Source organism: Streptomyces rhizosphaerihabitans, assembly GCF_025399795.1.
Lineage (GTDB): Bacteria > Actinomycetota > Actinomycetes > Streptomycetales > Streptomycetaceae > Streptomyces > Streptomyces rhizosphaerihabitans.
The window spans coordinates 75,509-98,558 of the sequence record NZ_JAODTZ010000019.1 but is presented as its reverse complement, the minus strand read 5'-3'; the positions used below and the strand labels follow the sequence as shown (position 1 = coordinate 98,558).

Sequence of the window (23,050 nt, the reverse complement as noted above, 5' to 3'; positions counted from 1 at the left end):
GTGCCCCGGATGTCCGTACGAAAGGAACCGTACGGGTGAATACAACGTATGGCAGAAAGCCTACGGAACTACTTCAGGCCGGGGTACAACGGGTGCTTGTCGGCCAGAGCGGACACACGGACCTTCAGGCCCTCCACGTCGTAGGACGGCTTCAGCGCCTCGGCGATGATGTCCGCGACCTCGGTGAAGTCCTCGGTCGTGAACCCGCGGGTGGCGAGGGCGGGCGTGCCGATGCGCAGGCCGGAGGTGACCATCGGCGGGCGGGGGTCGTTCGGGATGGCGTTGCGGTTGACCGTGATGCCGACCTCGTGGAGGCGGTCCTCGGCCTGCTGCCCGTCCAGCTCGGAGTTGCGCAGGTCGACCAGGACCAGGTGCACGTCCGTGCCCCCGGACAGGACGTCCACACCGACGGCCTTCACGTCGTCCTGGACCAGACGCTCGGCCAGGATGCGCGCGCCGTCCAGCGTGCGCTGCTGGCGCTCCTTGAAGTCGTCGGTGGCGGCGACCTTGAAGGAGACGGCCTTGGCGGCGATCACATGCTCCAGCGGACCGCCCTGCTGACCGGGGAAGACCGCGGAGTTGATCTTCTTGGCCAGCTCGGCCGTCGAGAGGATCACGCCGCCGCGGGGGCCGCCGAGGGTCTTGTGGGTGGTCGTCGTGACGACGTGGGCGTGCGGCACCGGGTTCGGGTGCAGCCCCGCGGCCACCAGGCCGGCGAAGTGCGCCATGTCGACCATGAGGTACGCGCCGACCTCGTCGGCGATGCGGCGGAACTCGGCGAAGTCCAGCTGCCGCGGGTAGGCCGACCAGCCGGCCACGATCAGCTTCGGCCGGGACTCCTTGGCGAGGCGCTCGACCTCGGCCATGTCGACCTGTCCGGTCTCGTCGCTCACGTGGTACGCGACCACGTTGTAGAGCTTGCCCGAGAAGTTGATCTTCATGCCGTGGGTGAGGTGCCCGCCGTGCGCGAGGTTCAGACCCATGATCGTGTCGCCCGGCTTGAGCAGCGCGAACATCGCCGCCGCGTTGGCCTGGGCGCCCGAGTGCGGCTGCACATTCGCGTGCTCGGCGCCGAACAGCGCCTTCACACGGTCGATGGCGATCTGCTCGACCACGTCGACGTGCTCGCAGCCGCCGTAGTAGCGGCGGCCGGGGTAACCCTCGGCGTACTTGTTGGTCAGGACCGAGCCCTGGGCCTCCATGACCGCGACCGGAGCGAAGTTCTCCGAGGCGATCATCTCCAGGGTGGACTGCTGGCGGTGCAGCTCGGCGTCGACGGCGGCCGCGACGTCCGGGTCCAGCTCGTGAAGGGGGGTGTTCAGAAGCGACATGCGGTGACTCCTCAGCCGGCGGTGAAGGCGGTGTACTCGTCGGCGGACATCAGGTCCTCGGGCTGGTCCGCGACGCGCACCTTGAACAGCCAGCCGCCCTCGAAGGGCGCGGAGTTCACCAGCGACGGGTCGTCCACCACGTCCTGGTTGGCCTCGACGACCTCGCCGTCGACCGGGGAGTACAGGTCGCTGACCGACTTGGTCGACTCCAGCTCGCCGCAGGACTCGCCCGCGGTGACCGTGTCACCGACCTCCGGGAGCTGGGCGTAGACGACATCGCCGAGCGCGTTGGCCGCGAACTCGGTGATGCCGACCGTCGCGACGCCGTCCTCGGCGACGGACAGCCACTCGTGCTCCTTGCTGTAGCGCAGCTGCTGGGGGTTGCTCATGGCCTGAATTCTCCTGTACGCGGTGGAGTGCTGATGGAGGGAAGCGTGGGTGACCCGGGCGGATGTGCCCAGGGTCACGTCCGGCGCCCGACGGGCTCACCCGTCAGCGCCGGCGCCCGACGGGCATCCGTGTCATGTCCGGCCCTTGCGGGCCGGTGTCACTTCCGGCCCGTGCGGACCAGTGTCACTTCTGGCGCTTGTAGAACGGCAGTGCCACGACCTCGTACGGTTCGTGGCTGCCCCGGATGTCCACGCCGACACCGGCGGTGCCCGGCGCGGCGTGCGCGGCGTCGACGTACGCCATCGCGATCGGCTTGCCCAGGGTCGGGGACGGGGCGCCGGAGGTGACCTCACCGATCACCTTGCCGTCGGAGACGACCGGGAACCCGGCGCGCGGCACGCGACGGCCCTCGGCGATCAGTCCGACGAGGACGCGCGGCGGCTCGGAAGCGGCACGCTCGGCGGCTTCGGTCAGGGCCTCGCGCCCCACGAAGTCGCCCTCCTTCTCGAACTTCACGACCCGGCCGAGACCGGCGTCGAAGGGGGTCAGCGAGGTGGTCAGCTCGTGCCCGTACAGCGGCATGCCCGCCTCCAGGCGCAGCGTGTCGCGGCAGGAAAGACCGCAGGGGACCAGTCCGGCCGGGGTGCCCGCGTCGGTCAGCGCCTGCCACACCTTCTCGGCGTCGGCGGGGGCGACGAACAGCTCGAAGCCGTCCTCACCGGTGTAGCCGGTACGGGCGATCAGGGCCGGAACGCCGGCCACCGTGCCCGGCAGGCCCGCGTAGTACTTCAGGCCGTCCAGGTCCGCGTCGGTGACCGACTTGAGGATGCCGGGGGACTCGGGTCCCTGCACGGCGATCAGCGCGTACGCGTCACGGTCGTCGCGCACCACTGCGTCGAAACCGGCGGCGCGCCCGGTCAGCGCGTCCAGCACCACCTGGGCGTTGGAGGCGTTCGCGACCACCATGTATTCGTCGTCGGCGAGCCGGTAGACGATCAGGTCGTCCAGGATGCCGCCGTCCTCCTGGCAGATCATGGTGTAGCGGGCGCGGCCGACGCCGACGGTGGCGATGTTGCCGACCAGCGCGTGGTTCAGGAGAGCGGCCGCCTCTGGGCCGGTGACGGTGATCTCACCCATGTGGGAGAGGTCGAAGAGGCCGGCCTTCGTGCGGACGGCGAGGTGCTCGTCGCGCTCGGAGCCGTAGCGCAGGGGCATGTCCCAGCCTGCGAAGTCGGTCATCGTCGCGCCGAGCGAGCGATGCAGGGCATCGAGCGCGGTGTGACGGGGTGCGGTGCTGCTCATCGGTCTGGCTCCCAAGGCATGACGGCGAGGTCGTTCCTCCCCATCTGTCATCGGAACCTGAGAGGTTCATCACGACCCCACGAAATGGTGGTCCTGATTTGCACCTTGGGTGGAGCCGCCGGTGAGCGGCCCGCTTTTCAGATGTGCCTCGCCCGCGCGGTAACGGGGCCTGAGAGATTCAAGGGAGGGACTTGCTCCTTCGGCGCCCGGGTACACGTACCCAGGACTCTCCCGCGCGGATTCAAGCGGCCGGTATGCAGTTGGCGCGGCCATCATCGCACGCGCGGTCCGATCCCGGCAGTCCGGCATCTGTAACCGGGCTGTGGCAGTCCGAGCACGGAAAAGAGAAGCGCGGGGCATTACCTTCTCTTTACACTCGACGGGGATGGGACTCCACGTCCAAGGGGAGGACGGTCACGGTGAACAGGACCACGGTGTACGCGACGACCTCTGGTCTCGCACTGCCCGAGCAGCCCGGCGCACCGGCCCGGAAGGCGCGCGGCCCGCGTCCGGCGGCCGTCGTCCGGGATCTCCGCGACCGGGTCGGCCACAGCCCGCACGGTCTCCGCTTCGGGGCGCACGACCTCGTCGTGGTCACCGGACTGCCCGGCAGCGGCAAGTCGACGCTGATGCGGCGGGCCGTGCGGGGCGCGCGCGTCGACTCGCAGGACACCCGCGAGCGCTGGGACGGCCGGATGGCCCGCCTGCTGCCGTACGCCCTCTACCGTCCCCTCGTCCGTCTCGCGCACTACGCCGGCCTGCGCCGCGCGCTGCGCGCGGGCGGCGGACTCGTCGTGCACGACTGCGGTACGCAGACCTGGGTGCGCCGCTGGCTCGCCCGCGAGGCCCGGCGCCGGGGCGGCGCGCTGCACCTGCTGCTGCTCGACGTCACGCCGGGCACCGCGCTGGACGGCCAGCGCGAGCGCGGCCGGGGCGTCTCGCGCTACGCCTTCGCCCGTCATCGCGGCGCGGTCGCCCGGCTGCTGCGCTCCGCCGAGAAGGGAGACCTGCCCGAGGGGTGCGGCTCGGCGGTGCTCATCGACCGGGACGCGGCGGACGTACTGCGCAGGATCGACTTCGGCCACTGACCGGTTGCGGTGGCCCACTAACCTTTCCAGCCGGAACAGTGGTTCGAAGCGGGCGGTAGACAGATGGACTTTCCGGCACAGGCGCACCCCCATCCGCACGGCGGTTGGCCCGGCAACGAGTTGGAGGAGGTGTTGTCCTCCTCCCTCGGCATGCCCGCGGGGCCCTCGTCGGCCGCCCGGATCGTCGAGGTGCTCGGCCGCAGCTTCGTATGGGTGCCGCTGCCCAGCGGCGGCGGCCCGCAGAGCGGCCCGCTCGATCTGCCCACGATGGATCTCGGGGGCCAGGTGTACGTCCCCGTCTTCAGCTCCGAGGAGCAGTTCCGCCAGGTCACCGGTGGCCACATGTCGTACACGATCGCGCCCGCCGTGGAGTTCGCCCGAGGACTTCCGCCGCAGGTGGGCATCGCGGTCAACCCGGACGGCGTGGTCGGCGTGCCGCTGCCGCCGATGGCCGTCGCCGAGCTGTGCCGGGCGGGGCGGACCCCGCTGGACGGGTCGGCCAGTGGTGGCCGGGTGCGGCTCTTCGAGCCCGACTGGCAGGAGGAGCCGATGGACTTCCTCGCCGCGGCCTCGGCCGAGTTCGCCGGGACCGGCGTCGTCCTGAGCGCCCGCCGCTGTCTGGCCAGCATCGAGGGCGACGATCCGGTCATGTTCATCGGCGTCGAGCTCTCGCAGTGGGAGGGCGAGGCCCGCACCCTGCCCCTCGACGCCCTGGGCCGTGCCCTCGGCCGCGTCCCGATGAACATTGCGGTGAACCTGGTTCTCCTCGATGTGACGCAGGACCCGGTCGGCGACTGGATGCGGGCCCAGGTGCGCCCCTTCTACCAGCACGGTCATTGAACGGCGCCCGCTTCGGGGGCGCCCGGGAACCCGTGCGCCCGGCCCCGCACGGCCCGTGGGTCCCCTCCTGCGGTGGGCCGCGGCTCTCGACTGCTTCCCCCGGCGGAGCGCGATCGCCGCATAAGCTGGTTTCATGGCCTGGTCGAGGTGTTGACGCCCGTGCGTAACGGGCACCTCGGGCGTAAGGGATGAGTTCGTCGTGAATTGTTCGCGAAGGGGCGGTTGAGGGTGAGCGCGTCGGGCACGGCCGCGGCCGGGCAGGTCGAGCACATGCTGCGCCAGGTGACACCCGGGCGTTATGACGCCTACGAGGCGCTCCTTCGCGCGCTCGCGACCCCGTCGTCCGGCCAGGTGTGGATGCTGCTCTGGCACGGCCAGGCCGGCTCCCCGGACGCCCAGTACGGGAACATGCAGGTGGAAGGCTTCGGTTACGCGCCCTGCGTCACCTCGGCCCAGGAACTCTCGGCCAGCGGCTGGAACCGCTCGTACGAGGTCGTGGACGGGCTGGACGTCGCCCGCACCCTGTACCCCGACCAGTTCGGCCTCTGGCTCAATCCGCACGCCCCGGGCGGCGGCCTCGGCATCCCCTGGCTGGATCTGCGCCGGATCACCACGGGCCTGGAGCGGCAGCCCGCGGGCCCGCTCCGGCTCTCCGAACCCGGCATCGAAATCCCGCAGTTCTACGCCCTGTTGACCCAGAACGCCCATCTGACCCCGGCCGTGCGCTCACTGCGCCGCGCCTGGGTCCAGCCCGCGCTCGGGGCGCCGTATCTCGCCATCGGCCTTGACGTGTACGACACTTCGCCGCCCGCCGTGGACTCGGTGCGGGCGATGATGCAGCAGTCCATCGGCGCGGTCCCGGACGGGCTGCCCGTCTCCACCGTCGCGATGTCGGACGAGTTCGACCCGGTGGCGATGTGGCTGCGCGCCAACGCCCGGCCGTTCTACGACCGGGAGGCGCACGCGGCCCCGGTCCGCGGTTACGGTGGCCCCTCGCCGCACGGTGCCGCGTACTGACCGGACCGAGCCCGAGGCGGACCCCTCGACGCGATCGGTCCGACGTCGGCACAAGAACGCCTCCGTCTCCTCCTCGATGTCGGCGTGCCGGTCCTCGATGCCGGCGTACCCGTCCAGGACGAAGACGACGTCCGTGTCGTCGTTGAACGTCAGCCCGCCCACGACGCTGCCACCGCTGTCGGTGACGTGAGCGAATCCTCCGGCCGGATCTGCACCTTGAGAAGCAGGGTCAAGGGTGGGTTCAGTAACTGTTCGCGGACGGGTGAAGCCCGCTTTAGCCCTACTTGTCCGGATCGAGTCGCGATGGTGAGTTCCGTCTCTTTCGTGGCTTCGAGGGCCCTCGAATGACGAAGGTGGCCGATCCTGATCCGTGGGTGGCCGGAAGAGACCTTGTGGCGATTTGGTGTAAACGTGACCGGTATCGTCCGTCGGTGCACGGGGATGTCCCGGTTGCGACAGTTCGCTCCTTGATATCCGCCGTCCGAATAACGGAACCTTCCAGATGGCGTCACGTTTGCGCATCCATTCACCGCCAAGTCTGGCAACGGATCACCTAAGCATTGAAGACTTCCGGTCTCCAGGGGTTTAACTCCTGAGTACTACGGACTGATCACGCCGCTACAGCGGCAAGCGCGGGCCGGCTACCGCCGGTTGAGAGGGGTCCCTGCCAGATGACGGCACCACTGCACGAGCCGACCGCGGAAGCGGCCCCGAGCGCGGCCGAGGAAGCGGCGGTTGCCACCGCCGGCGAAAAGGCCGTACAGGGACGTTCCCTGGGCCGGATCGCCTGGGAGCGCCTGAAGCGGGACAAGCTCGCCCTGACGGGCGGCGTGGTCGTGCTCGTCCTCATTGTGATCGCCCTGCTCGCGCCGGTGCTCACCAACCTGGTCGGGCAGGACCCGGACGCCTATCACGAGAACCTGATCGATCCGCTCTTCGGTACCCCCACGGGATCGTTGGGCGGCGTCAGCGGTGACCACCTGCTGGGTGTCGAGCCCGTCAACGGCCGTGACATCTTCGCGCGCATCCTCTACGGCGCTCAGATCTCCCTGCTCGTCGGCTTCCTGTCCGCGGTCGTCGCCGTCATCTTCGGCACCGTCCTCGGAATCCTGGCCGGTTTCTTCGGTGGCTGGGTCGACTCGCTCATCAGCCGCGTCATGGACGGCCTGCTGGCCTTCCCGCAGCTCCTGTTCATCATCGCGCTGGTCTCCGTCATGCCGAACGAGATGCTCGGCCTGACCGGCTCCAGCGTGCGGGTGTTCGTGATGATCCTGGTCATCGGCTTCTTCGGATGGCCCTACATCGGGCGCGTGGTGCGCGGCCAGACGCTTTCGATGCGTGAGCGCGAGTACGTCGAGGCAGCCCGATCCCTGGGCGCCGGGCGGCTGTACATCCTCTTCAAGGAACTGCTGCCGAACCTGGTCGCCCCGATCATCGTCTACACGACGATGATGATCCCCACCAACATTCTCACCGAGGCGGCGCTCAGCTTCCTGGGCGTGGGCGTCAAGCCGCCCACGGCTTCCTGGGGCCAGATGCTCTCGAACGCGATCGATTACTACGACTCGGACCCCATGTACATGGTGGTCCCGGGTGTGGCGATCTTCATCACCGTTCTTGCCTTCAATCTCTTCGGCGACGGCGTGCGGGACGCGCTGGACCCGAAGGGTTCCCGCTGAACTGCCGTACCCCAAGCCTCCCGTGGCACCTACACGGGGTCTCTCATCAAAACCGGAGGATCCGAGATCGTGACTACCCAACGCACCTCAGGGCGGCGTAAGCAGGCGCTGGCCGCCGCTGTCGCGGTCGCCGCGCTGCTGACCACGGCTGCGTGCGGCGGCGGCGACGACACCAAGGACGGCGGCTCCAAGAACGGCGCGGCCGGCTTCGACGCCGCCAACAACAAGGTCGCCCAGGCCTCGCTCGTCAAGAAGGGCGGGACGCTCCGGTTCGGTGGCGCCCAGGACGCCGACTCGTGGGACACCACGCGTGGCTACTACGGCTTCATGTGGGACTTCGCCCGCTACTACAGCCGCCAGCTCGTCACGAACAAGACGGAGCCGGGCAAGGCGGGCGCCGAGATCACCCCGGACCTCGCGACCGGTGTCGCCAAGGTCACCGACGGTGGCAAGACCTACACGTACACCCTGCGTGACGGTGTGACGTGGGAGGACGGCCAGGCGATCACGTCCAAGGACGTCAAGTACGGCATCGAGCGCGTCTGGGCGCAGGACGTTCTGTCCGGCGGTCCGGTGTACCTGAAGGACGTCCTCGACCCCAAGGGCGAGTACAAGGGTCCCTACAAGGACACCTCCAAGGACAAGCTCGGTCTGAAGTCGATCGACACGCCGGACGACAAGACCATCGTCTTCCACATCCCGAAGGCCAACTCGGACTTCGAGGAGATGCTGGCCCTGGTCTCGGCCTCGCCGGTCCGCCAGGACAAGGACACCAAGTCCAAGTACGGCCTGCACCCGTTCTCCTCGGGCCCGTACAAGTTCGACTCGTACAGCCCGGGCAAGGACCTGACCCTGGTCCGCAACCCCTCGTGGAAGGCGTCCTCGGACCCGATCCGCAAGGCCTACCCGGACAAGATCACGGTCAAGTTCTTCTCGAACGCCAACGACCTGGACCAGCGTCTGATCAACAATGACCTGGACCTGGACATCAACCAGACCGGCATGTCGCCGCAGGGCCGCACCACCGCCCTGAAGCAGCACAAGGCCAACCTGGACAACCCGGTCTCCGGCTACGTCCGTTACGCCGCCTTCCCGCAGAGCGTTGCGCCGTTCGACAACGTCGAGTGCCGCAAGGCCGTCATCTACGGCGCCGACCACGTGTCGCTGCAGACCGCTCGCGGTGGCCCGGTCGCCGGTGGCGACATCGGCACCAACATGCTGCCGCCGTCCGTCGCGGGTGCCGAGGGCCAGCAGTACGACCCCTACGGCATCTCGGGCGAGAACAAGACCGGCAACGCCGCCAAGGCCAAGGAAGCCCTGAAGGCCTGCGGTAAGCCGAACGGCTTCTCGACCACCATCGCCGTGCGTAACAACAAGCCGGTCGAGGTGGCCACCGCCCAGTCGCTGCAGGCGTCGCTGAAGAAGATCGGCATCACCGCGCAGATCGACCAGTACGACGGTTCGCAGACCACCGGCATCATCGGTAGCCCCGCCAACGTGAAGAAGAAGGGCTACGGCATCATCATCATGGGCTGGGGCCCGGACTTCCCGTCCGTGCAGGGCTTCGGTCTCCCCCTGTGGGACAGCAAGTACATCCTCGACAGCGGTAACTCGAACTACTCGCTGATCAAGGACAAGGCGATCGACGGTCTGTTCGACGACTACGTCACGACCCTCGACGCCGCCGGCAAGACCAAGATCTCCTCCGAGATCAACCACAAGGTCATGGAGGGCGCGTACTACCTGCCCTTCACCTTCGAGAAGTTCATCAACTGGCGCGGGAACAACCTGGCGAACGTGTACACCACCGATGGCTACAGCGGTACGTACGACTTCGTCAACCTCGGCCTGAAGTCCGCGAAGTAAACCCGGCACACCCGCCGTACGGCACGAAAGGCAGGTGAAGGCCGGCGCGGCGTGGATCGCGGGCCATCGGACGACCTCCGATGGCCCGCGGTCCCGCAGCGGGCCGTAAGCTGTGCTCGCTTATCTCATCAGGCGGCTGTTCGCCGCCGCAGTGATGCTCGCGGTCATCATCATGGTGGTCTTCTGCATCTTCTTCCTCGTCCCGAAGTGGGCGGGCGTCGACGTCGCCACAAGCTTCGTGGGCAAGCAGGCCGACCCTGCCGCCGTAGAGGCCGTCCGGCAGAAGCTGGGTCTGGGTGACCCGATCTACCAGCAGGTCTGGGCGTTCTTCAAGGGCATCTTCGCGGGTCGCACCTATGCGGGCGGCGGTGACGTCACCCACTGTGCCGCGCCGTGCTTCGGCTACTCCTTCCGCAGCGAGCAGGCCGTCTGGCCGGTGCTGACCGACCGCTTCCCGGTGACCCTGGGACTCGCGCTCGGTGCCGCCGTGCTGTGGCTGGTCTTCGGTGTCGCCGCGGGCGTGCTCTCCGCGCTCAAGCGGGGCAGCCTGTGGGACCGCGGTGCCATGGTCGTCGCCCTGGCGGGTGTCTCCCTTCCCATCTACTTCACCGGTCTGCTCAGCCTGGCGGTCTTCGCCTTCGGTCTGAAATGGATCGACGCGCAGTACGTGCCTCTCGACGAGAGCTTCACCGGCTGGTTCGGCGGCATGATCCTTCCCTGGATCACCCTCGCCTTCCTGTACGCGGCGATGTACGCCCGGATCACCCGCGCCAACATGCTGGAGATCCTCGGCGAGGACTACATCCGCACCGCCCGCGCGAAGGGCCTGGGTGAGCCGGTCGTCATCGGCAAGCACGCCATGCGCTCCACGATGACGCCCATCCTCACCATGCTCGGCATGGACCTCGGCGCCCTCATCGGCGGCGCGATCCTGACCGAGACGACGTTCAGCCTGCCCGGTCTCGGCCAGGCCGTGCTCAACGGCATCAAGAACCAGGATCTGCCCATCATTCTGGGCGTCACCCTGATCACTTCTCTCGCGGTACTGATCGCCAACCTCGTGGTGGACGTCCTGTACGCGGTGATCGACCCCCGAGTGAGGCTCTCATGACGGAACTCAGCAAGAGCGGAGCGGTCGTGGGCGAGCCCGTGGCCGCCTCGCCCTCTCCGACCGCCTTCCTCGAAGTGCGTGACCTGAAGGTGCACTTCCCGACCGACGACGGTCTGGTCAAGTCCGTCGACGGTCTCAGCTTCAAGCTGGAGAAGGGCAAGACGCTCGGCATCGTGGGCGAGTCGGGTTCCGGCAAGTCGGTCACCTCGCTCGGCATCATGGGGCTGCACACCGCCGGCCAGTACGGCAAGCGCAAGGCTCAGATCTCCGGTGAGATCTGGCTGGACGGCACCGAGCTGCTCTCCGCCGATCCGGACCACGTGCGCAAGCTGCGCGGCCGCGAGATGGCGATGATCTTCCAGGATCCGCTGTCCGCGCTGCACCCGTACTTCACGATCGGTCATCAGATCGTGGAGGCGTACCGGATCCACCACAAGGTCGACAAGAAGACCGCCAAGCGCCGGGCCGTCGAGATGCTCGACCGGGTGGGCATCCCGCAGCCGGACAAGCGGGTGGACAACTACCCGCACGAGTTCTCCGGCGGTATGCGCCAGCGCGCGATGATCGCGATGTCGCTGGTCAACAACCCCGAGCTGCTCATCGCCGACGAGCCGACGACCGCCCTGGACGTCACCGTCCAGGCGCAGATCCTCGACCTCATCCGCGATCTGCAGAAGGAGTTCGGCTCCGCGGTCATCGTCATCACCCACGACCTGGGTGTCGTCGCCGAGCTCGCCGACGACATCCTGGTGATGTACGGCGGCCGTTGCATCGAGCGCGGTCCGGCGGAGAAGGTGTTCTACGAGCCGCGCCACCCCTACACGTGGGGCCTGCTCGGCTCGATGCCGCGGCTCGACCGTGATCAGCAGGAGCGCCTCATCCCGGTCAAGGGCTCGCCGCCCTCCCTCATCAACATCCCGTCCGGCTGCGCCTTCAACCCGCGTTGCACGTACGCGGACCTGCCGAAGGACAACGTCACCCGCACGGTCCGCCCCGAGCTGACCGAGGTCGGCAGCCAGCACTGGGCCGCCTGCCACATGACGCAGGAGCAGCGGGAGCGTATCTGGACCGAAGAGATTGCGCCGAAGCTGTGAGCGAGAACAAAGCAGTGAGCATCCCCGCGCAGAGCACAGGCCCCCGGCTCGCCGGTTCCGGTGAGACCCTGCTGAAGGTGACCGGGCTCCAGAAGCACTTCCCGATCAAGAAGGGCCTGCTCCAGCGGCAGGTCGGCGCCGTGCACGCCGTCGACGGGATCGACTTCGAGGTCAAGGCCGGCGAGACGCTCGGTGTCGTGGGCGAGTCGGGCTGCGGCAAGTCGACGATGGGCCGACTGATCACCCGGCTGCTCGAACCGACCGGCGGCAAGGTCGAGTTCGAGGGGAGGGACATCACGCACCTCGGCGTGGGCGCCATGCGTCCGCTGCGCCGGGACGTGCAGATGATCTTCCAGGACCCGTACTCGTCGCTGAACCCGCGTCACACCATCGGCACGATCGTCGGTGCTCCCTTCAAGCTCCAGGGCGTCGAGCCCAAGGGCGGAGTCAAGAAGGAAGTACAGCGACTGCTGTCGGTGGTCGGTCTGAACCCCGAGCACTACAACCGCTATCCGCACGAGTTCTCCGGCGGTCAGCGCCAGCGCATCGGCATCGCCCGCGCGCTCGCGCTCAACCCCAAGCTGGTCGTGGCGGACGAGCCGGTCTCGGCGCTGGACGTGTCGATCCAGGCCCAGGTCGTCAACCTGCTGGACGACCTCCAGCAGGAGCTCGGCCTGACGTACGTGATCATCGCGCACGACCTCTCGGTCGTCCGGCACGTCTCGGACCGGATCGCGGTGATGTACCTCGGCAAGATCGTCGAGCTGGCGGACCGCGAGTCGCTGTACAAGGCGCCGATGCACCCGTACACCAAGGCTCTGATGTCGGCGGTGCCGATCCCGGACCCGCGGCGCAAGAACGAGAAGAGCGAGCGCATCCTGCTCCAGGGCGACGTGCCCTCGCCGATCTCCCCGCCGAGCGGCTGCCGCTTCCACACGCGGTGCTGGAAGGCCACGGAGATCTGCAAGACGACCGAGCCGCCGCTCCTGGAGCTGAGGCCCGGCCAGCAGGTCGCCTGCCACCACCCGGAGAACTTCGAGGACCAGGCTCCGCAGGACACGGTGCTGCTGACGGTTGCGAAGCGGGCGGCCGAACTCGTGGCCGACGAGGTGCTGGCGGAGTCCGCGCAGACGTCGGCGGCGGTGGCCGCGGAACGGCGGACCGGCGAGACCGACGCCGAGGGATCCACGGAGACCGTGGCCGAGGAGCCCTCCGCCGCGTCCGGTTCCGACGAGTCGGCGAGCGACCCCGAGAAGTAGTCGGACGCGGCATCGAAGATGGTGCGAGTGTGCCGGAACGTATGCCCCGGCAGCCGGGTAACCGGCTGCCGGGGCATACGTTTTGGTGTGCTCGGGACCGGTTGCCGAAGCCGGCGGTTGCGCCTTTTGCGGGGCATTCGTCGATCGGGAACCGGTCTCCTGGAGCTTCCGGCCGACGGAACCCATCGGTACCGGCCGTCGGCGGTGCGGAAGCCGATCGTCAGGAGTCAACCGGCAAGTAGGCCGTGACGACTTGGCAAAGTCATGAACATGCTCGAACGGGAGAGTGCAGAGTCCTGCGTGTCCGTCTGATCGGAAATGATCGGCACACGTACGAAAGGGACGCTCATGGCACTCTCCCGTTCGGCACGTTTAGGGGCTCTCGCGACCGCGACGGCCTCCTTCTTCCTCATCGCCGCCTCCTCCGCCCCCACCCCGGGCGCCGACGGCATCGGTGACGCTTACTTCCCCCAGCTGGGCAACGGCGGCTTCGACGCCCGCCACTACGCCCTCGACGTGGCGTACAACCCGGACACCGACCGCCTCGACGGTCGTACGACCCTCACCGCCCGCGCCACCCAGAACCTCTCCGCCTTCGACCTGGACCTCCAGAAGCTGGACGTCACGAGGGTCGAAGTGAACGGCAGAGCGGCCCACTTCACGCGGGAGGGCGACGAGATCCACATCACCCCCCGCGGCCCGCTGGCCAAAGGCAAGACGTTCACGGTGACCGTCACCTACGGCGGCATCCCCGAAGCCCTCAACGGCCCGATCGTGTTCGGCTCCGACTACGGGTGGATGAAGACCACGGACGGCGTGTTCGTCGCCTGCGAGCCCAACGCCGCCTCCACCTGGTTCCCCTCCAGCGACCACCCGTCCGACAAGGCGACCTACGACATCCGCATCACGGCCCCCAAGGGCCTGACGGGGGTGTCCAACGGACGCCTGGTGTCGACCCGCGACAAGGGCGCCGTCACGGTCACGCACTGGCGCGAGAGCCGCCCCATGGCCACCTATCTCGCGACGGCGACCATCGGGAAGTTCGACGTGAGGACCGGCACGACCCCGGCCGGGACACCGATCTACGTCGCCATCGACCCGGTGCTCGCCAACAGCAACAGCGTCGACGTGTACGCCGTCACCGCGGAGGCCACCGACTACTGGTCGCAGGTGTTCGGCCCGTACCCCTTCGAGGAGACCGGCGCCATCGTCGACGACATGCCCGAGGCGGGATTCTCGCTGGAGGTCCAGTCGAAGCCCGCGTACTCGGCGGTGCGTTCGGAGTCGACCATCGTGCACGAGCTGGCCCACCAGTGGTTCGGCGACTCCGTCTCGGTGGCGCACTGGAAGGACATCTGGCTCAACGAGGGCTTCGCGACCTACGCCCAGTGGCTGTGGGCCGAGCACAAGGGCGTCCGCTCGGCGCACGACTCGTTCGTCGCCGGGTACAACCAGCGGCCCGCGGACTCCGCCTTCTGGCAGACCACGGTCGGCGACCCGCAGCGGGACACGATGTTCGCCTCGGCGGTCTACCAGCGGGGCGCGATGACGCTCCAGATGCTGCGCGAGCGCATCGGCGACACAGCCTTCTTCAAGCTCCTGCCCGCGTGGACGAAGCTCCACAGGTACGGCAACGCCAGTACCGCCGACTTCATCGCCCTCGCGGAGCGGATCTCCGGCCGGCAGCTCGACGACCTCTTCCAGACGTGGCTGTTCACCACAGGCAAGCCCACCGTCTAAGCCTTCCTTTGTAAGGTGCACTCCCCACGACAGGTGAGAATGTGGGGGTGTTCCAGCATCTGTTCAACCCCTCCGTCCAGCACACGCTCGACTTGATCGGCATCTTCGTCTTCGCGATCTCCGGCGCTCTGCTGGCCGTCCGAAAGAACTTCGACGTCTTCGGCATCGCCGTCCTCGCGGAGATCACCGCGCTGGGCGGAGGGCTGCTGCGCGACATCATCATCGGCGCGGTACCCCCGGCGGCCTTCACCGACCTGGGGTACTTCACCACACCGCTCATCGCCGCCCTGCTCGTGTTCTTCCTGCACCCCCAGGTGGAGCGCATCCAGGCCGGCGTGAACGTCTTCGACGCGGCCGGGCTCGGACTGTTCTCCGTCACCGGCACCGTGAAGGCGTACGACTACGGGCTCGGCCTGACCGCCTCCGCCGCCCTCGGCCTCGCGACCGCCGTGGGCGGCGGTGTGCTGCGAGACGTCCTCGCCAACGAGGTCCCCTCCCTGCTGCGCTGGGACCGTGACCTCTACGCCGTCCCGGCGATCGTCGGCGCCACGATGGTGGTGCTCTGCATCCGCTACGACGCGCTCACCCCGTTCACCAGCGGCCTCGCCATCGTCACGGCCTTCGTGCTGCGCCTGTTCGCGATGCGGTACCACTGGCGAGCTCCGCGCGCGTGGAACCGCCGCTCGACGGTGCGTGAGGAAGAGAACTCCTGACCCGGTCGGCGCCGGCCGTGCCGCCGGCGTCTCGGGGGCCGTCCTTGCCGTCGCTTCCGGGAGCGCCGCCGGAGCCGGGCGTGCCGGCCGTGCCTCCCGTACTTCCGGTACCTCCCGTCCCTGCGTCGAGCTGCGCGGTCAGCCAGCGGAACACCTCCGGCAGCTGGGGTCGCCACAGCCCCATGTCGTGGCCGCCCGCGCTGCGCGGCAGCAGCACCACGTCCACGCTCGTCGGCGGCTTGGCGATCGCCCGGATCGCCGCGCCCGCCTGGTAGCCGTCACCGGACTCGCCGGAGAAGTAGAGGGCGATCCGGGGCGGGACGCGGTCGGCGAGCAGTTCAAGATAGGGATTGTTCCGCCGGCGCAGTTCAGGGTTCTGCCCCGCGAGTGAACTGCGTTCGCCCTTGGGGTCGTTGTAGCCGGACATGCTCACCGCCGCCCGGTAGCGGTCGGGGTGGGCGACGGCCAGCTTGGTGGCGCAGTGCGCCCCGGCCGAGTATCCGGCCGTGGCCCAGCCGTTCGGGGCGGACTCGGCGCGGAAGTTGTCCATGACCATCCGCGGTACGTCGATGCTGAGCCAGCTGTCCGCGTTCACCGTTCCCGGGATGTTCGCGCAGCCGGTGTCCGCGCGGGCCAGCAGGTTGGTGCGGGGCGCGACCAGGATGAACGGCGCGATGCGTCCGTCGAGCATCATCGGCCGCAGCTGCTCGTGCACCCTGGCCGATCCGAACCACGCCTTCGCGGAGCCCGGATATCCCGAGAACAGTTCCACGACGGGAAACTTCCGGTGCCGGTAGGCGGGTTCGTTGTACTGCGGCGGCAGCCAGACGTAGACCTCCGCGTTCACCCCCGACACCCGCCCCCTCAGGTCGGTGGAGAGCACCCCGCCGGCCTGGCGCATGCGATGCCCGTCGGCCGGCCGGAAGGTCTGCCGCATCCTGGGCAGGTTCTCCAGCGAGATCCCTCCGGTGCCGTCCACGCCGAGGTCGGCGGCCTGCTGGACATGGTTGCCGGTGCCGAGGAGGTCGGCCCAGTTGTCGTACAGGTTGTTGGCGTTGTTCACGAGGACGAACACCAGACTGATCGCCGTCCCCTGGGCGAACAGCAGCATCAGGAGCCGCGCCGCCCCGCGCACCGGTGCCGGTCCGCGCACCCGGGACCACAGGGCCAGGGGCAGCAGGAGGGCGACGGCGCACAGCACGAACGAGGTCAGGAGGAAAGGTGTCCCGGTGAGGCTCATGCCCCTTCAGAGGAGAAGCCGGACCGATTGGTCACGGGTGATTGCGGACACTTGACAAGAAATTGCCGAATCCTCACCTGAATGGCTGGATGGCGCGGGGTTCATACGCCCGAAACAGTGAAAGCTACCGCTTAGTAATTTCCTGTTGTACCGTTCACGTATGCCAGAAGCAGCTTCGGTACAGGCCGTACGGGCCACGATCGGCGACAGTGAGTTCGACCGGGACACGGCCGTCACCCCGCGCGAGGCCGGCGTCTACGACGTCGACCTCTCCGCCGGGTGGACGATCATCAACGCCGTCAACGGCGGCTATCTGCTGGCCGTCCTCGGCCGCGCGCTCGCCGACGCCCTCCCGCACTCCGACCCGTTCACGGTCTCCGCGCACTATCTGACCGCGTCCCAGCCGGGCCCCGCGGTCATCCGCACGGACGTCGTACGCACCGGCCGGACCCTGTCGACCGGACAGGCGTCCCTCTTCCAGTACGACGACGAGGGCCGCGAGACCGAGCGGATCCGCGTGCTCGCCTCGTACGGCGATCTCGACACCCTGCCCGACGACGTCCGGACGACCGCGCGGCCGCCCGAGATCCCGCCCATGGACCAGTGCTTCGGTCCGCAGGACGCGCCCGCCCCCATCCCCGGCAGCTCGGCGATCACCGACCGGCTGTTCCTCAAGCTCGACCCCGCGACCCTGGGCTGGGCGCTCGGCGCGCCGTCCGGGAAGGGCGAGATGCGGTCCTGGTTCGGGCTCGCCGACGGCCGTGACGCGGACCCGCTCTCGCTGCTCCTCGCGGTGGACGCGCTGCCGCCGACCGCCTTCGAGATCGGTCTGTCCGGCTGGGTGCCGACCGTCGAGCTGACCGTGCATGTGCGGTGCCGCCCGGCACCCGGCCCGCTGCGGGTGTCGATCACCACCCGCAACCTCGCCGGGGGCTTCCTGGAGGAGGACGCGGAAGTCTGGGACAGCGCGGACCGCCTGGTCGCCCAGTCCCGGCAGCTCGCGCGGGCCCGGCTGCGCTGACCCGCCGCCGGCTTCCTCCGGCGCTCCCCGGCTGCCCCCGCGGCCGTCCGTGACCCCGTCACACCTCCGTCGGGAAACCGACGGACCTTTCACCTGCGGACGACGGCCGGTCGGGGCTGCCGTCCGCAGGCAGGGGCCGGCTCCTTCGGGGATCGGCACCGCCGCGTCCAAGGGGCGACTCGGGGTTCCTTGTGCCCTGGTCCGGTCTTCGGCGGCACCCGCGGTCCGTGCCGCTGGCGTGGTGCCTGCGGTGCCCGCGGCCGGTGTCCCGGTCGCGGGCTCGGGGCACCCCGTCGGGTGCCCGCGGCCTGCGCTCAGTAGCGACGTCCAGGGCCGTCAGGCGGTCACCAGTGGACGGCGGCCCGTCCAGGCGGCCAGTCGCTCGTAGGCATCGGCGCCTTCGGGGACCGGCACCACCGGGCCGAAGGGCAGCTCGGGGTCCTCGCGCCCCTCGTCGGGCAGCACACGGCCGGCGATCGCGAGCGCGAACTCGGCCAGTTCCGGATCGAGTTCGAGCGGTCGGCCAAGCGCCTCGGAGAGGTCCCAGGTGTGCGTGACGGCCTCCATGACGTACCCGGCGAGGGCGATGCGCCCGGGAGCCTCGCCCCACGGCACCCGCACCGGCGCGTCCAGCCGGGCCTCGTCCGCCCATCCCGCGCGGACCTGCGCCCGGACCTCGTCGTACGCGGCGTTCCAGCCGTCGTCCGGCACACCGTCGGCGAACGGCCGCACCGCGAGCCCGTCGCCGCCCGCCCCGATCACGGCGATCCGCCGGGTGCCGCCGACCATGTGCGACAGCAACAGGCGTACGTCGAACCCGGCGCACGGAGTGGCACCGTCCAGCTGCTCCGGCCGCACGGTTCCGATCAGCGACGCGATCTGCTCGGCGGCTCGGGTGTACAGGGGGCGGGGGTCCATGGCGTTCATGACTACCTCTTCCGTGTGTCGGTGTGCCCTCACTTTCGCCGCATAACCTGACAGTTTCCGTCAACATTTGCGGACGGCCTCCCGCGGGCGCGATCCTGGGTCCGTGAAGTCCGACCGGCTGCTCTCGATCCTGCTGCTGCTCCAGACCCGCGGCCGCGTTCCGGCGCACGAACTCGCCGACCGGCTGGAGGTGTCCGTGCGCACCATCTACCGGGACATCGAGGCGTTGTCCGCCTCCGGCGTCCCGGTCTACGCCGAACGCGGGCGGCACGGCGGCATCGAACTGCTCGCCGGATTCCGTACGGACGTCACGGGCCTGACCGCGGACGAGTCCCGCTCGCTGTTCATCCTGGCCGCGCAGGGCGCCCACGCCGCCCTCGGTCTCGACGCGGCGCTCGGCTCCGCGCTGCGCAAGGTGATGGCCGCGCTGCCCGCGCCCTTCCGGCCGGCCGCCGAGGTCACCAGCCGACGGGTCCTCGTCGACGCCACCCGCTGGAAGGGCGGGCCCCAACGGGCCGTCGATCTGGACGTGTTGCAGGACGCCGTCTTCACCGACCGCCGACTGCGGCTGCGCTACCGGCACGGCGGGGACACCGAACCGCGCACCTACACCGTCGACCCGTACGGGCTCGTCTCCAAGGCCGGCGTCTGGTACCTGGTCGCCGACCGGCGCGGCAGGCCACGGCTGTTCCGGGCCGACCGGGTCCGCGGGGCCACCCTTCTGCCGGACCCGGTGCGGCGCCGTCCGGGCGTCGAACTGGCCGACGCCTGGGAGGTGTTGCGCCGCCAGGTCGAGGAGCGGCCGGGGGGTGTCGATGTCACGGTTCGGGTACGGCGCTCCCGCCTCGACATGTTCGTACGCCTCAACACCGCCTCCCTCGTGGAGCTGCCCGAGGACGACGGCGCCGGTGAGTGGGTGACCGCGCGTCTCTCCCTCGGCTCGGTGCGCGAGACCCGCACGCTGCTGGCCTTCGGCGATGCGCTGGAGGTCCTCGCGCCGGCCGAGGCGCGGGAGGAGCTGGCCGCGACGGCCGCCGCCATCAGCGCGGTGTACGAGGGGGGTTGAGCCCGGCGACGGGGCCGCGCCGCACAGCAAGGCACAGGTTCGGCACAGCGCGGCCCTACGTGGATCTGGTGCTCTGGCTCCCGCTCGTCCGGCTTTTCGTCAACCGGCCCACGTGACTTGACTGGGAGTTGCCCCATGAACCGTCGTGCACGACTCGTTCCCTTCGTCGCCCTCCTCGCTCTCTCGCCCCTGCTGGCGGCCTGCGGCTCCGGCGACACGTCGTCCTCGGACGGCAAGACCTCCGGCGGGCAGAACTGCACGCGTCCCTCCGGGATGCCGGGCGGCGCCTCCGGACGCCCCAGCGGTGCACCCTCGGGCATGCCCACGCGGTCGGGTGCCCCTTCGGGCATGCCCACCGGGAAGGCCCCTCCGGCAATCCCTCGGGCATGCCGAGCGGCGCTCCCGGCGGCGGCATGGGTGGCGGCCAGGGCGGCTGCGGGGGCGGCCCCGGCGGCGGCCGGACGGGCCAGGGGCAGGGTCAGTCGGCGGCCGCTCAGGGCTGACGGACAGGAAGGCCCGCCCTCATAGGGCGTACGACGTACGGCGGTGCTGCGTGCTGCGCGCGGCCGTCCGTCGGCCTGCCGGGGCGGTCAGCCGAGCCAGTGGCGGCGGCCGATGCTGATCAGCCGCATCTGACGGCTCGCCACCCGGGCGACCCGCTCGCGCTCCGCCTCGGAGCCGTCCAGCGCCTCCAGGAACGCCGAGGCCGCCATCAGCATGTGGTCGACATACAGACCCGCGAGCATCAGCAGATCGTCGTCGCTCCACCCCGCCGACTCGGGGTGCTCGGCCAGCGCGTCCTTGACCTCCTCGGCGAACCGGGCCAGTTGCTCGCGGATCTCGTCCCGCACCGGCTGGACCCCGCCGTGCCGCTCGCGCGCGATGAAGCGGACGTGTGCCGGGTGCGTCCCGACGTGGTGGGCGATCAGTTCCACGGCACGCGCGATGCGTTCGTCGGTGTCGCCGGCCGCGGACACCGTGTCCTCGATCATCGGGTGCAGGCTGCCGAGTGCCTCCTCGACCAGCGCCACGCCGAGGTCCGCCGTCGAGCGGAAATGCCGGTAGAAGGCGGTCGGAGCGACTCCGACGGCGCGGGTGACCTCGCGCAGACCCAGGCTGCTCAGGCTCTGTTCCTCCAGAAGCCCCAACGCCGCGTCCAGCAGCGCCTGCCGGGTCTTCTGCTTCTGCGCCTGGCGGATGCCGAGAGTGTGACTCATGCCATGCAGTTAACAACTGTTCTCTGGAATTTTAAAGCCGAGGAGCGCGCTAGACTCAAGAGTCAGTGAACAACTGTTACTACAACCGTTCACTGAGCCGTCAAGTCCCGGAAACATCGGGGCCTCACCGTTGAGGTCCCGGACGTTCCGGGACAGGACTTCGAGACTTCTTCGAGAGGCATCTCATGCTGTTCCTCGTGGCCGCACTCCTGCTGCTCGGCGTCGTCATGGGCTCCGTGGCGCACGCCCCGCTGCCCGTCAGCCTCGTCGCCGCGGCCGTCATCGGCGTCTGGCTGGTCGTCTTCGCGCTGCGTGAGCGCAGCGCCCGGCGGCGCCACCCCTCCGCCAACTGACCGGTGGTCCCGCACCTTTGCCGACCGGCCGCTGGTCCCACACCTTCACCAACTGACCGTTGGGAGCTGACTCACGTCATGGAACTCACCACGCGCACCACCGGCACCACCCGTACCGCCGACACGACCCGCACCCTTGGCATCGATCGCACAGCCGAGGCCGCCCGTACCGCCGGCACCACGGAGCCCGTCCGTGCCACGCGCCGGACCGTCGTCCAGGACGCGGACGGCATGGCCGTGGCCGCCTTCATCCTCGGCCTCCTCGGGCTCCTGGTGCTGAACGTCTTCCTGGGCCCCATCGCCATCGTCCTCGCCTCTGTCGCCCTCTGGCGCGGCACGGCCCGCCGGGGCCGCGCCTTCCTCGGTCTCGGCCTGGGAATCGCCGACCTGGTCGTCCTGATCGCCTTCATGCAGTTCGACAGCACCGTGTCCTGGAGCTTCTGAGGCCCTCGCGACGGCCGGGGCTCCGCTGCGGGCCGCGGCGCAGCCGGACGCACCGCACAAGGGTCCCGGCGCGACGCCGGGGAGCGCACTACGACCTCTTGCGCCGACCGGGGTGGACGGCCACACCGGTGGGGGCCGAGGCGAGGGGAGAGCGGGCCCGTAGAATCGAGCCCACCATGGCTTACCTCGACCACGCCGCGACCACCCCCATGCTTCCCGAGGCAGTAGAGGCTCTGACCGCCCAACTGGGCGTCACGGGCAACGCCTCCTCCCTCCACGCCGCCGGCCGCGCTGCCCGGCGGACGGTCGAGGAAGCCCGCGAGACCCTGGCGGACGCCCTCGGCGCCCGGCCCAGCGAGGTGGTCTTCACCTCCGGCGGCACCGAGGCCGACAACCTCGCGGTGAAGGGCCTGTACTGGTCCCGCAGAGACGCCGACCCGGCCCGTACCCGCGTTCTCGCGAGCCCCGTCGAGCACCATGCCGTCCTCGACGCGGTCCACTGGCTCGGCGAGCACGAGGGCGCCACGGTCGAGTACCTGCCCGTCGACGCGTACGGCCGCGTCCACCCCGACGCCCTGCGCGAGGCCGTCGTCCGCAACCCCGACGATGTCGCCCTCGCCACGGTCATGTGGGCCAACAACGAGATCGGCACCGTCATGCCGGTCCGTGAACTGGCGGACGTCGCGGCCGAGTTCGGCATTCCGCTGCACGCCGACGCCGTCCAGGCCTTCGGTCAGATCCCCGTCGACTTCGCCGCCTCGGGCCTCGCCGCGATGACGGTGTCCGGTCACAAGATCGGCGGTCCCTACGGGATCGGCGCGCTGCTTCTCGGCCGCGAGTACAGCCCCGTACCCGTGCTGCACGGCGGCGGTCAGGAGCGCCATGTCCGCTCCGGCACGCTCGACGCGCCCGCGATCGCGTCCTTCGCGGTCGCCGGACGGCTGGCCGCCGAGCGGCGGGAGTGGTTCGCCCGCGAGATCGGCGCCCTGCGCGACAACCTGGCCGACGCCGTCGTCAAGGCCGTGCCCGACGCGATCCTCGGCGGCGACCCGGCACCCGGCGGCCGGCTGCCCGCCAACGCGCACTTCACGTTCCCCGGCTGCGAGGGAGACTCGCTGCTCCTGCTGCTCGACGCGCAGGGCATCGAGTGCTCCACCGGCTCGGCGTGCACGGCGGGTGTGGCCCAGCCGAGCCATGTCCTCCTCGCCACCGGCACCGACCCGGACCTCGCCCGGGGCACCCTGCGATTCTCGCTCGGCCACACCTCCACGGAGGCGGACGTCGCGGCCGTGACGCGGGCGATCGGCCCGGCGGTGGAGCGGGCGCGCATGGCGGGCCTCACCTGACACCGC

General features: G+C 69.7%; 21 protein-coding genes and 2 riboswitches. Of the genes, 15 read left to right on the top strand and 6 right to left on the bottom strand.

Translation table 11 applies throughout. The features are described 5' to 3' along the window. Positions 1 to 68: 68 nt before the first annotated feature. The 3 genes from glyA to gcvT form a co-directional block, all read right to left on the bottom strand. A complete protein-coding gene (glyA, locus tag N4G66_RS20610) occupies positions 69 to 1,331 on the bottom strand; it encodes a serine hydroxymethyltransferase (RefSeq protein ID WP_261705605.1) in 1,263 nt (420 codons plus the stop codon). 11 nt (positions 1,332 to 1,342) lie between these two features. Next, entirely contained in the window at positions 1,343 to 1,720 is a 378-nt protein-coding gene (gene gcvH, locus N4G66_RS20605; protein ID WP_261705604.1) for a glycine cleavage system protein GcvH, read from the bottom strand. Positions 1,721 to 1,904: 184 nt separating this feature from the next. Then, positions 1,905 to 3,023, bottom strand: coding sequence for a glycine cleavage system aminomethyltransferase GcvT (gene gcvT / locus N4G66_RS20600; RefSeq protein ID WP_261705603.1), 1,119 nt, complete (start codon positions 3,021 to 3,023; stop codon positions 1,905 to 1,907). Between the two features lie 34 nt (positions 3,024 to 3,057). Continuing rightward, positions 3,058 to 3,170: riboswitch (glycine riboswitch) on the bottom strand. Continuing rightward, positions 3,171 to 3,267: riboswitch (glycine riboswitch) on the bottom strand. 175 nt (positions 3,268 to 3,442) lie between these two features. Here gcvT and N4G66_RS20595 point away from each other — a divergent pair. From N4G66_RS20595 to N4G66_RS20550, 10 genes are all read left to right on the top strand, one after another. Beyond that, positions 3,443 to 4,111 carry an ATP-binding protein gene (locus N4G66_RS20595; protein WP_261705602.1) on the top strand — a complete coding sequence of 223 codons (669 nt, stop codon included), beginning with the start codon at positions 3,443 to 3,445 and terminating at the stop codon, positions 4,109 to 4,111. A 63-nt stretch (positions 4,112 to 4,174) separates the two neighbouring features. After that, positions 4,175 to 4,951, top strand: a complete 777-nt coding sequence (locus N4G66_RS20590; RefSeq protein ID WP_261705601.1) for an enhanced serine sensitivity protein SseB — start codon at positions 4,175 to 4,177, stop codon at positions 4,949 to 4,951. A gap of 228 nt (positions 4,952 to 5,179) precedes the next feature. After that, on the top strand, positions 5,180 to 5,968 hold the full coding sequence (locus N4G66_RS20585) for an enhanced serine sensitivity protein SseB C-terminal domain-containing protein (RefSeq protein WP_261705600.1): 789 nt from the start codon (positions 5,180 to 5,182) through the stop codon (positions 5,966 to 5,968). Positions 5,969 to 6,639: 671 nt separating this feature from the next. Then, positions 6,640 to 7,647, top strand: coding sequence for an ABC transporter permease (locus tag N4G66_RS20580; protein WP_261705599.1), 1,008 nt, complete (start codon positions 6,640 to 6,642; stop codon positions 7,645 to 7,647). A gap of 69 nt (positions 7,648 to 7,716) precedes the next feature. Next, a complete protein-coding gene (locus tag N4G66_RS20575) occupies positions 7,717 to 9,513 on the top strand; it encodes an ABC transporter substrate-binding protein (protein ID WP_261705598.1) in 1,797 nt (598 codons plus the stop codon). Positions 9,514 to 9,625: 112 nt separating this feature from the next. After that, the gene (locus N4G66_RS20570) at positions 9,626 to 10,624 is read left to right on the top strand and encodes an ABC transporter permease (protein WP_261705597.1); all 999 of its coding nucleotides are present in this window, start codon (positions 9,626 to 9,628) and stop codon (positions 10,622 to 10,624) included. Beyond that, positions 10,621 to 11,718: an ABC transporter ATP-binding protein gene (locus N4G66_RS20565; RefSeq protein WP_261705596.1), complete on the top strand. Its 1,098-nt coding sequence runs from the start codon at positions 10,621 to 10,623 to the stop codon at positions 11,716 to 11,718. The genes N4G66_RS20570 and N4G66_RS20565 overlap by 4 nt, the downstream gene beginning before the upstream one ends. Continuing rightward, on the top strand, positions 11,715 to 12,977 hold the full coding sequence (locus N4G66_RS20560; protein WP_261705595.1) for an ABC transporter ATP-binding protein: 1,263 nt from the start codon (positions 11,715 to 11,717) through the stop codon (positions 12,975 to 12,977). The genes N4G66_RS20565 and N4G66_RS20560 overlap by 4 nt, the downstream gene beginning before the upstream one ends. A 348-nt stretch (positions 12,978 to 13,325) precedes the next feature. After that, positions 13,326 to 14,717, top strand: a complete 1,392-nt coding sequence (locus N4G66_RS20555; RefSeq protein WP_261705594.1) for a M1 family metallopeptidase — start codon at positions 13,326 to 13,328, stop codon at positions 14,715 to 14,717. A gap of 47 nt (positions 14,718 to 14,764) precedes the next feature. After that, positions 14,765 to 15,430, top strand: a complete 666-nt coding sequence (locus N4G66_RS20550) for a trimeric intracellular cation channel family protein (RefSeq protein WP_261705593.1) — start codon at positions 14,765 to 14,767, stop codon at positions 15,428 to 15,430. Here N4G66_RS20550 and N4G66_RS20545 read toward each other — a convergent pair. After that, positions 15,330 to 16,670 (bottom strand): alpha/beta hydrolase, encoded by a 1,341-nt coding sequence (locus tag N4G66_RS20545; protein ID WP_261705592.1) that lies wholly within the window; start codon positions 16,668 to 16,670, stop codon positions 15,330 to 15,332. The two genes, N4G66_RS20550 and N4G66_RS20545, sit on opposite strands and share 101 nt — an antisense overlap. 160 nt (positions 16,671 to 16,830) lie before the next feature. Between N4G66_RS20545 and N4G66_RS20540 the strand changes: the two genes are divergently transcribed. Further along, on the top strand, positions 16,831 to 17,691 hold the full coding sequence (locus N4G66_RS20540; protein ID WP_261705591.1) for a thioesterase family protein: 861 nt from the start codon (positions 16,831 to 16,833) through the stop codon (positions 17,689 to 17,691). Between the two features lie 336 nt (positions 17,692 to 18,027). Here the strand turns inward: N4G66_RS20540 and N4G66_RS20535 are convergent, their stop codons facing one another. Next, entirely contained in the window at positions 18,028 to 18,618 is a 591-nt protein-coding gene (locus N4G66_RS20535; protein ID WP_261705590.1) for a TIGR03086 family metal-binding protein, read from the bottom strand. A 103-nt stretch (positions 18,619 to 18,721) separates the two neighbouring features. Here N4G66_RS20535 and N4G66_RS20530 point away from each other — a divergent pair, with 103 nt between their 5' ends. Further along, entirely contained in the window at positions 18,722 to 19,684 is a 963-nt protein-coding gene (locus N4G66_RS20530; RefSeq protein ID WP_261705589.1) for a helix-turn-helix transcriptional regulator, read from the top strand. 590 nt (positions 19,685 to 20,274) lie between these two features. Here N4G66_RS20530 and N4G66_RS20525 read toward each other — a convergent pair. Then, on the bottom strand, positions 20,275 to 20,901 hold the full coding sequence (locus tag N4G66_RS20525; protein ID WP_261705588.1) for a TetR family transcriptional regulator: 627 nt from the start codon (positions 20,899 to 20,901) through the stop codon (positions 20,275 to 20,277). A gap of 197 nt (positions 20,902 to 21,098) precedes the next feature. On the opposite strand from N4G66_RS20525, the gene N4G66_RS20520 reads away from it, so the two are divergent. The 3 genes from N4G66_RS20520 to N4G66_RS20510 all read left to right on the top strand — a co-directional run bounded on the left by N4G66_RS20520 (position 21,099) and on the right by N4G66_RS20510 (position 23,044). Next, the gene (locus tag N4G66_RS20520; protein ID WP_261705655.1) at positions 21,099 to 21,254 is read left to right on the top strand and encodes a hypothetical protein; all 156 of its coding nucleotides are present in this window, start codon (positions 21,099 to 21,101) and stop codon (positions 21,252 to 21,254) included. A gap of 231 nt (positions 21,255 to 21,485) precedes the next feature. Beyond that, complete coding sequence (locus tag N4G66_RS45670) at positions 21,486 to 21,698, top strand: DUF4190 domain-containing protein (RefSeq protein WP_315903663.1); 213 nt, start codon at positions 21,486 to 21,488, stop codon at positions 21,696 to 21,698. A gap of 176 nt (positions 21,699 to 21,874) precedes the next feature. Continuing rightward, the gene (locus tag N4G66_RS20510) at positions 21,875 to 23,044 is read left to right on the top strand and encodes a cysteine desulfurase family protein (RefSeq protein WP_261705586.1); all 1,170 of its coding nucleotides are present in this window, start codon (positions 21,875 to 21,877) and stop codon (positions 23,042 to 23,044) included. Positions 23,045 to 23,050: the final 6 nt, after the last annotated feature.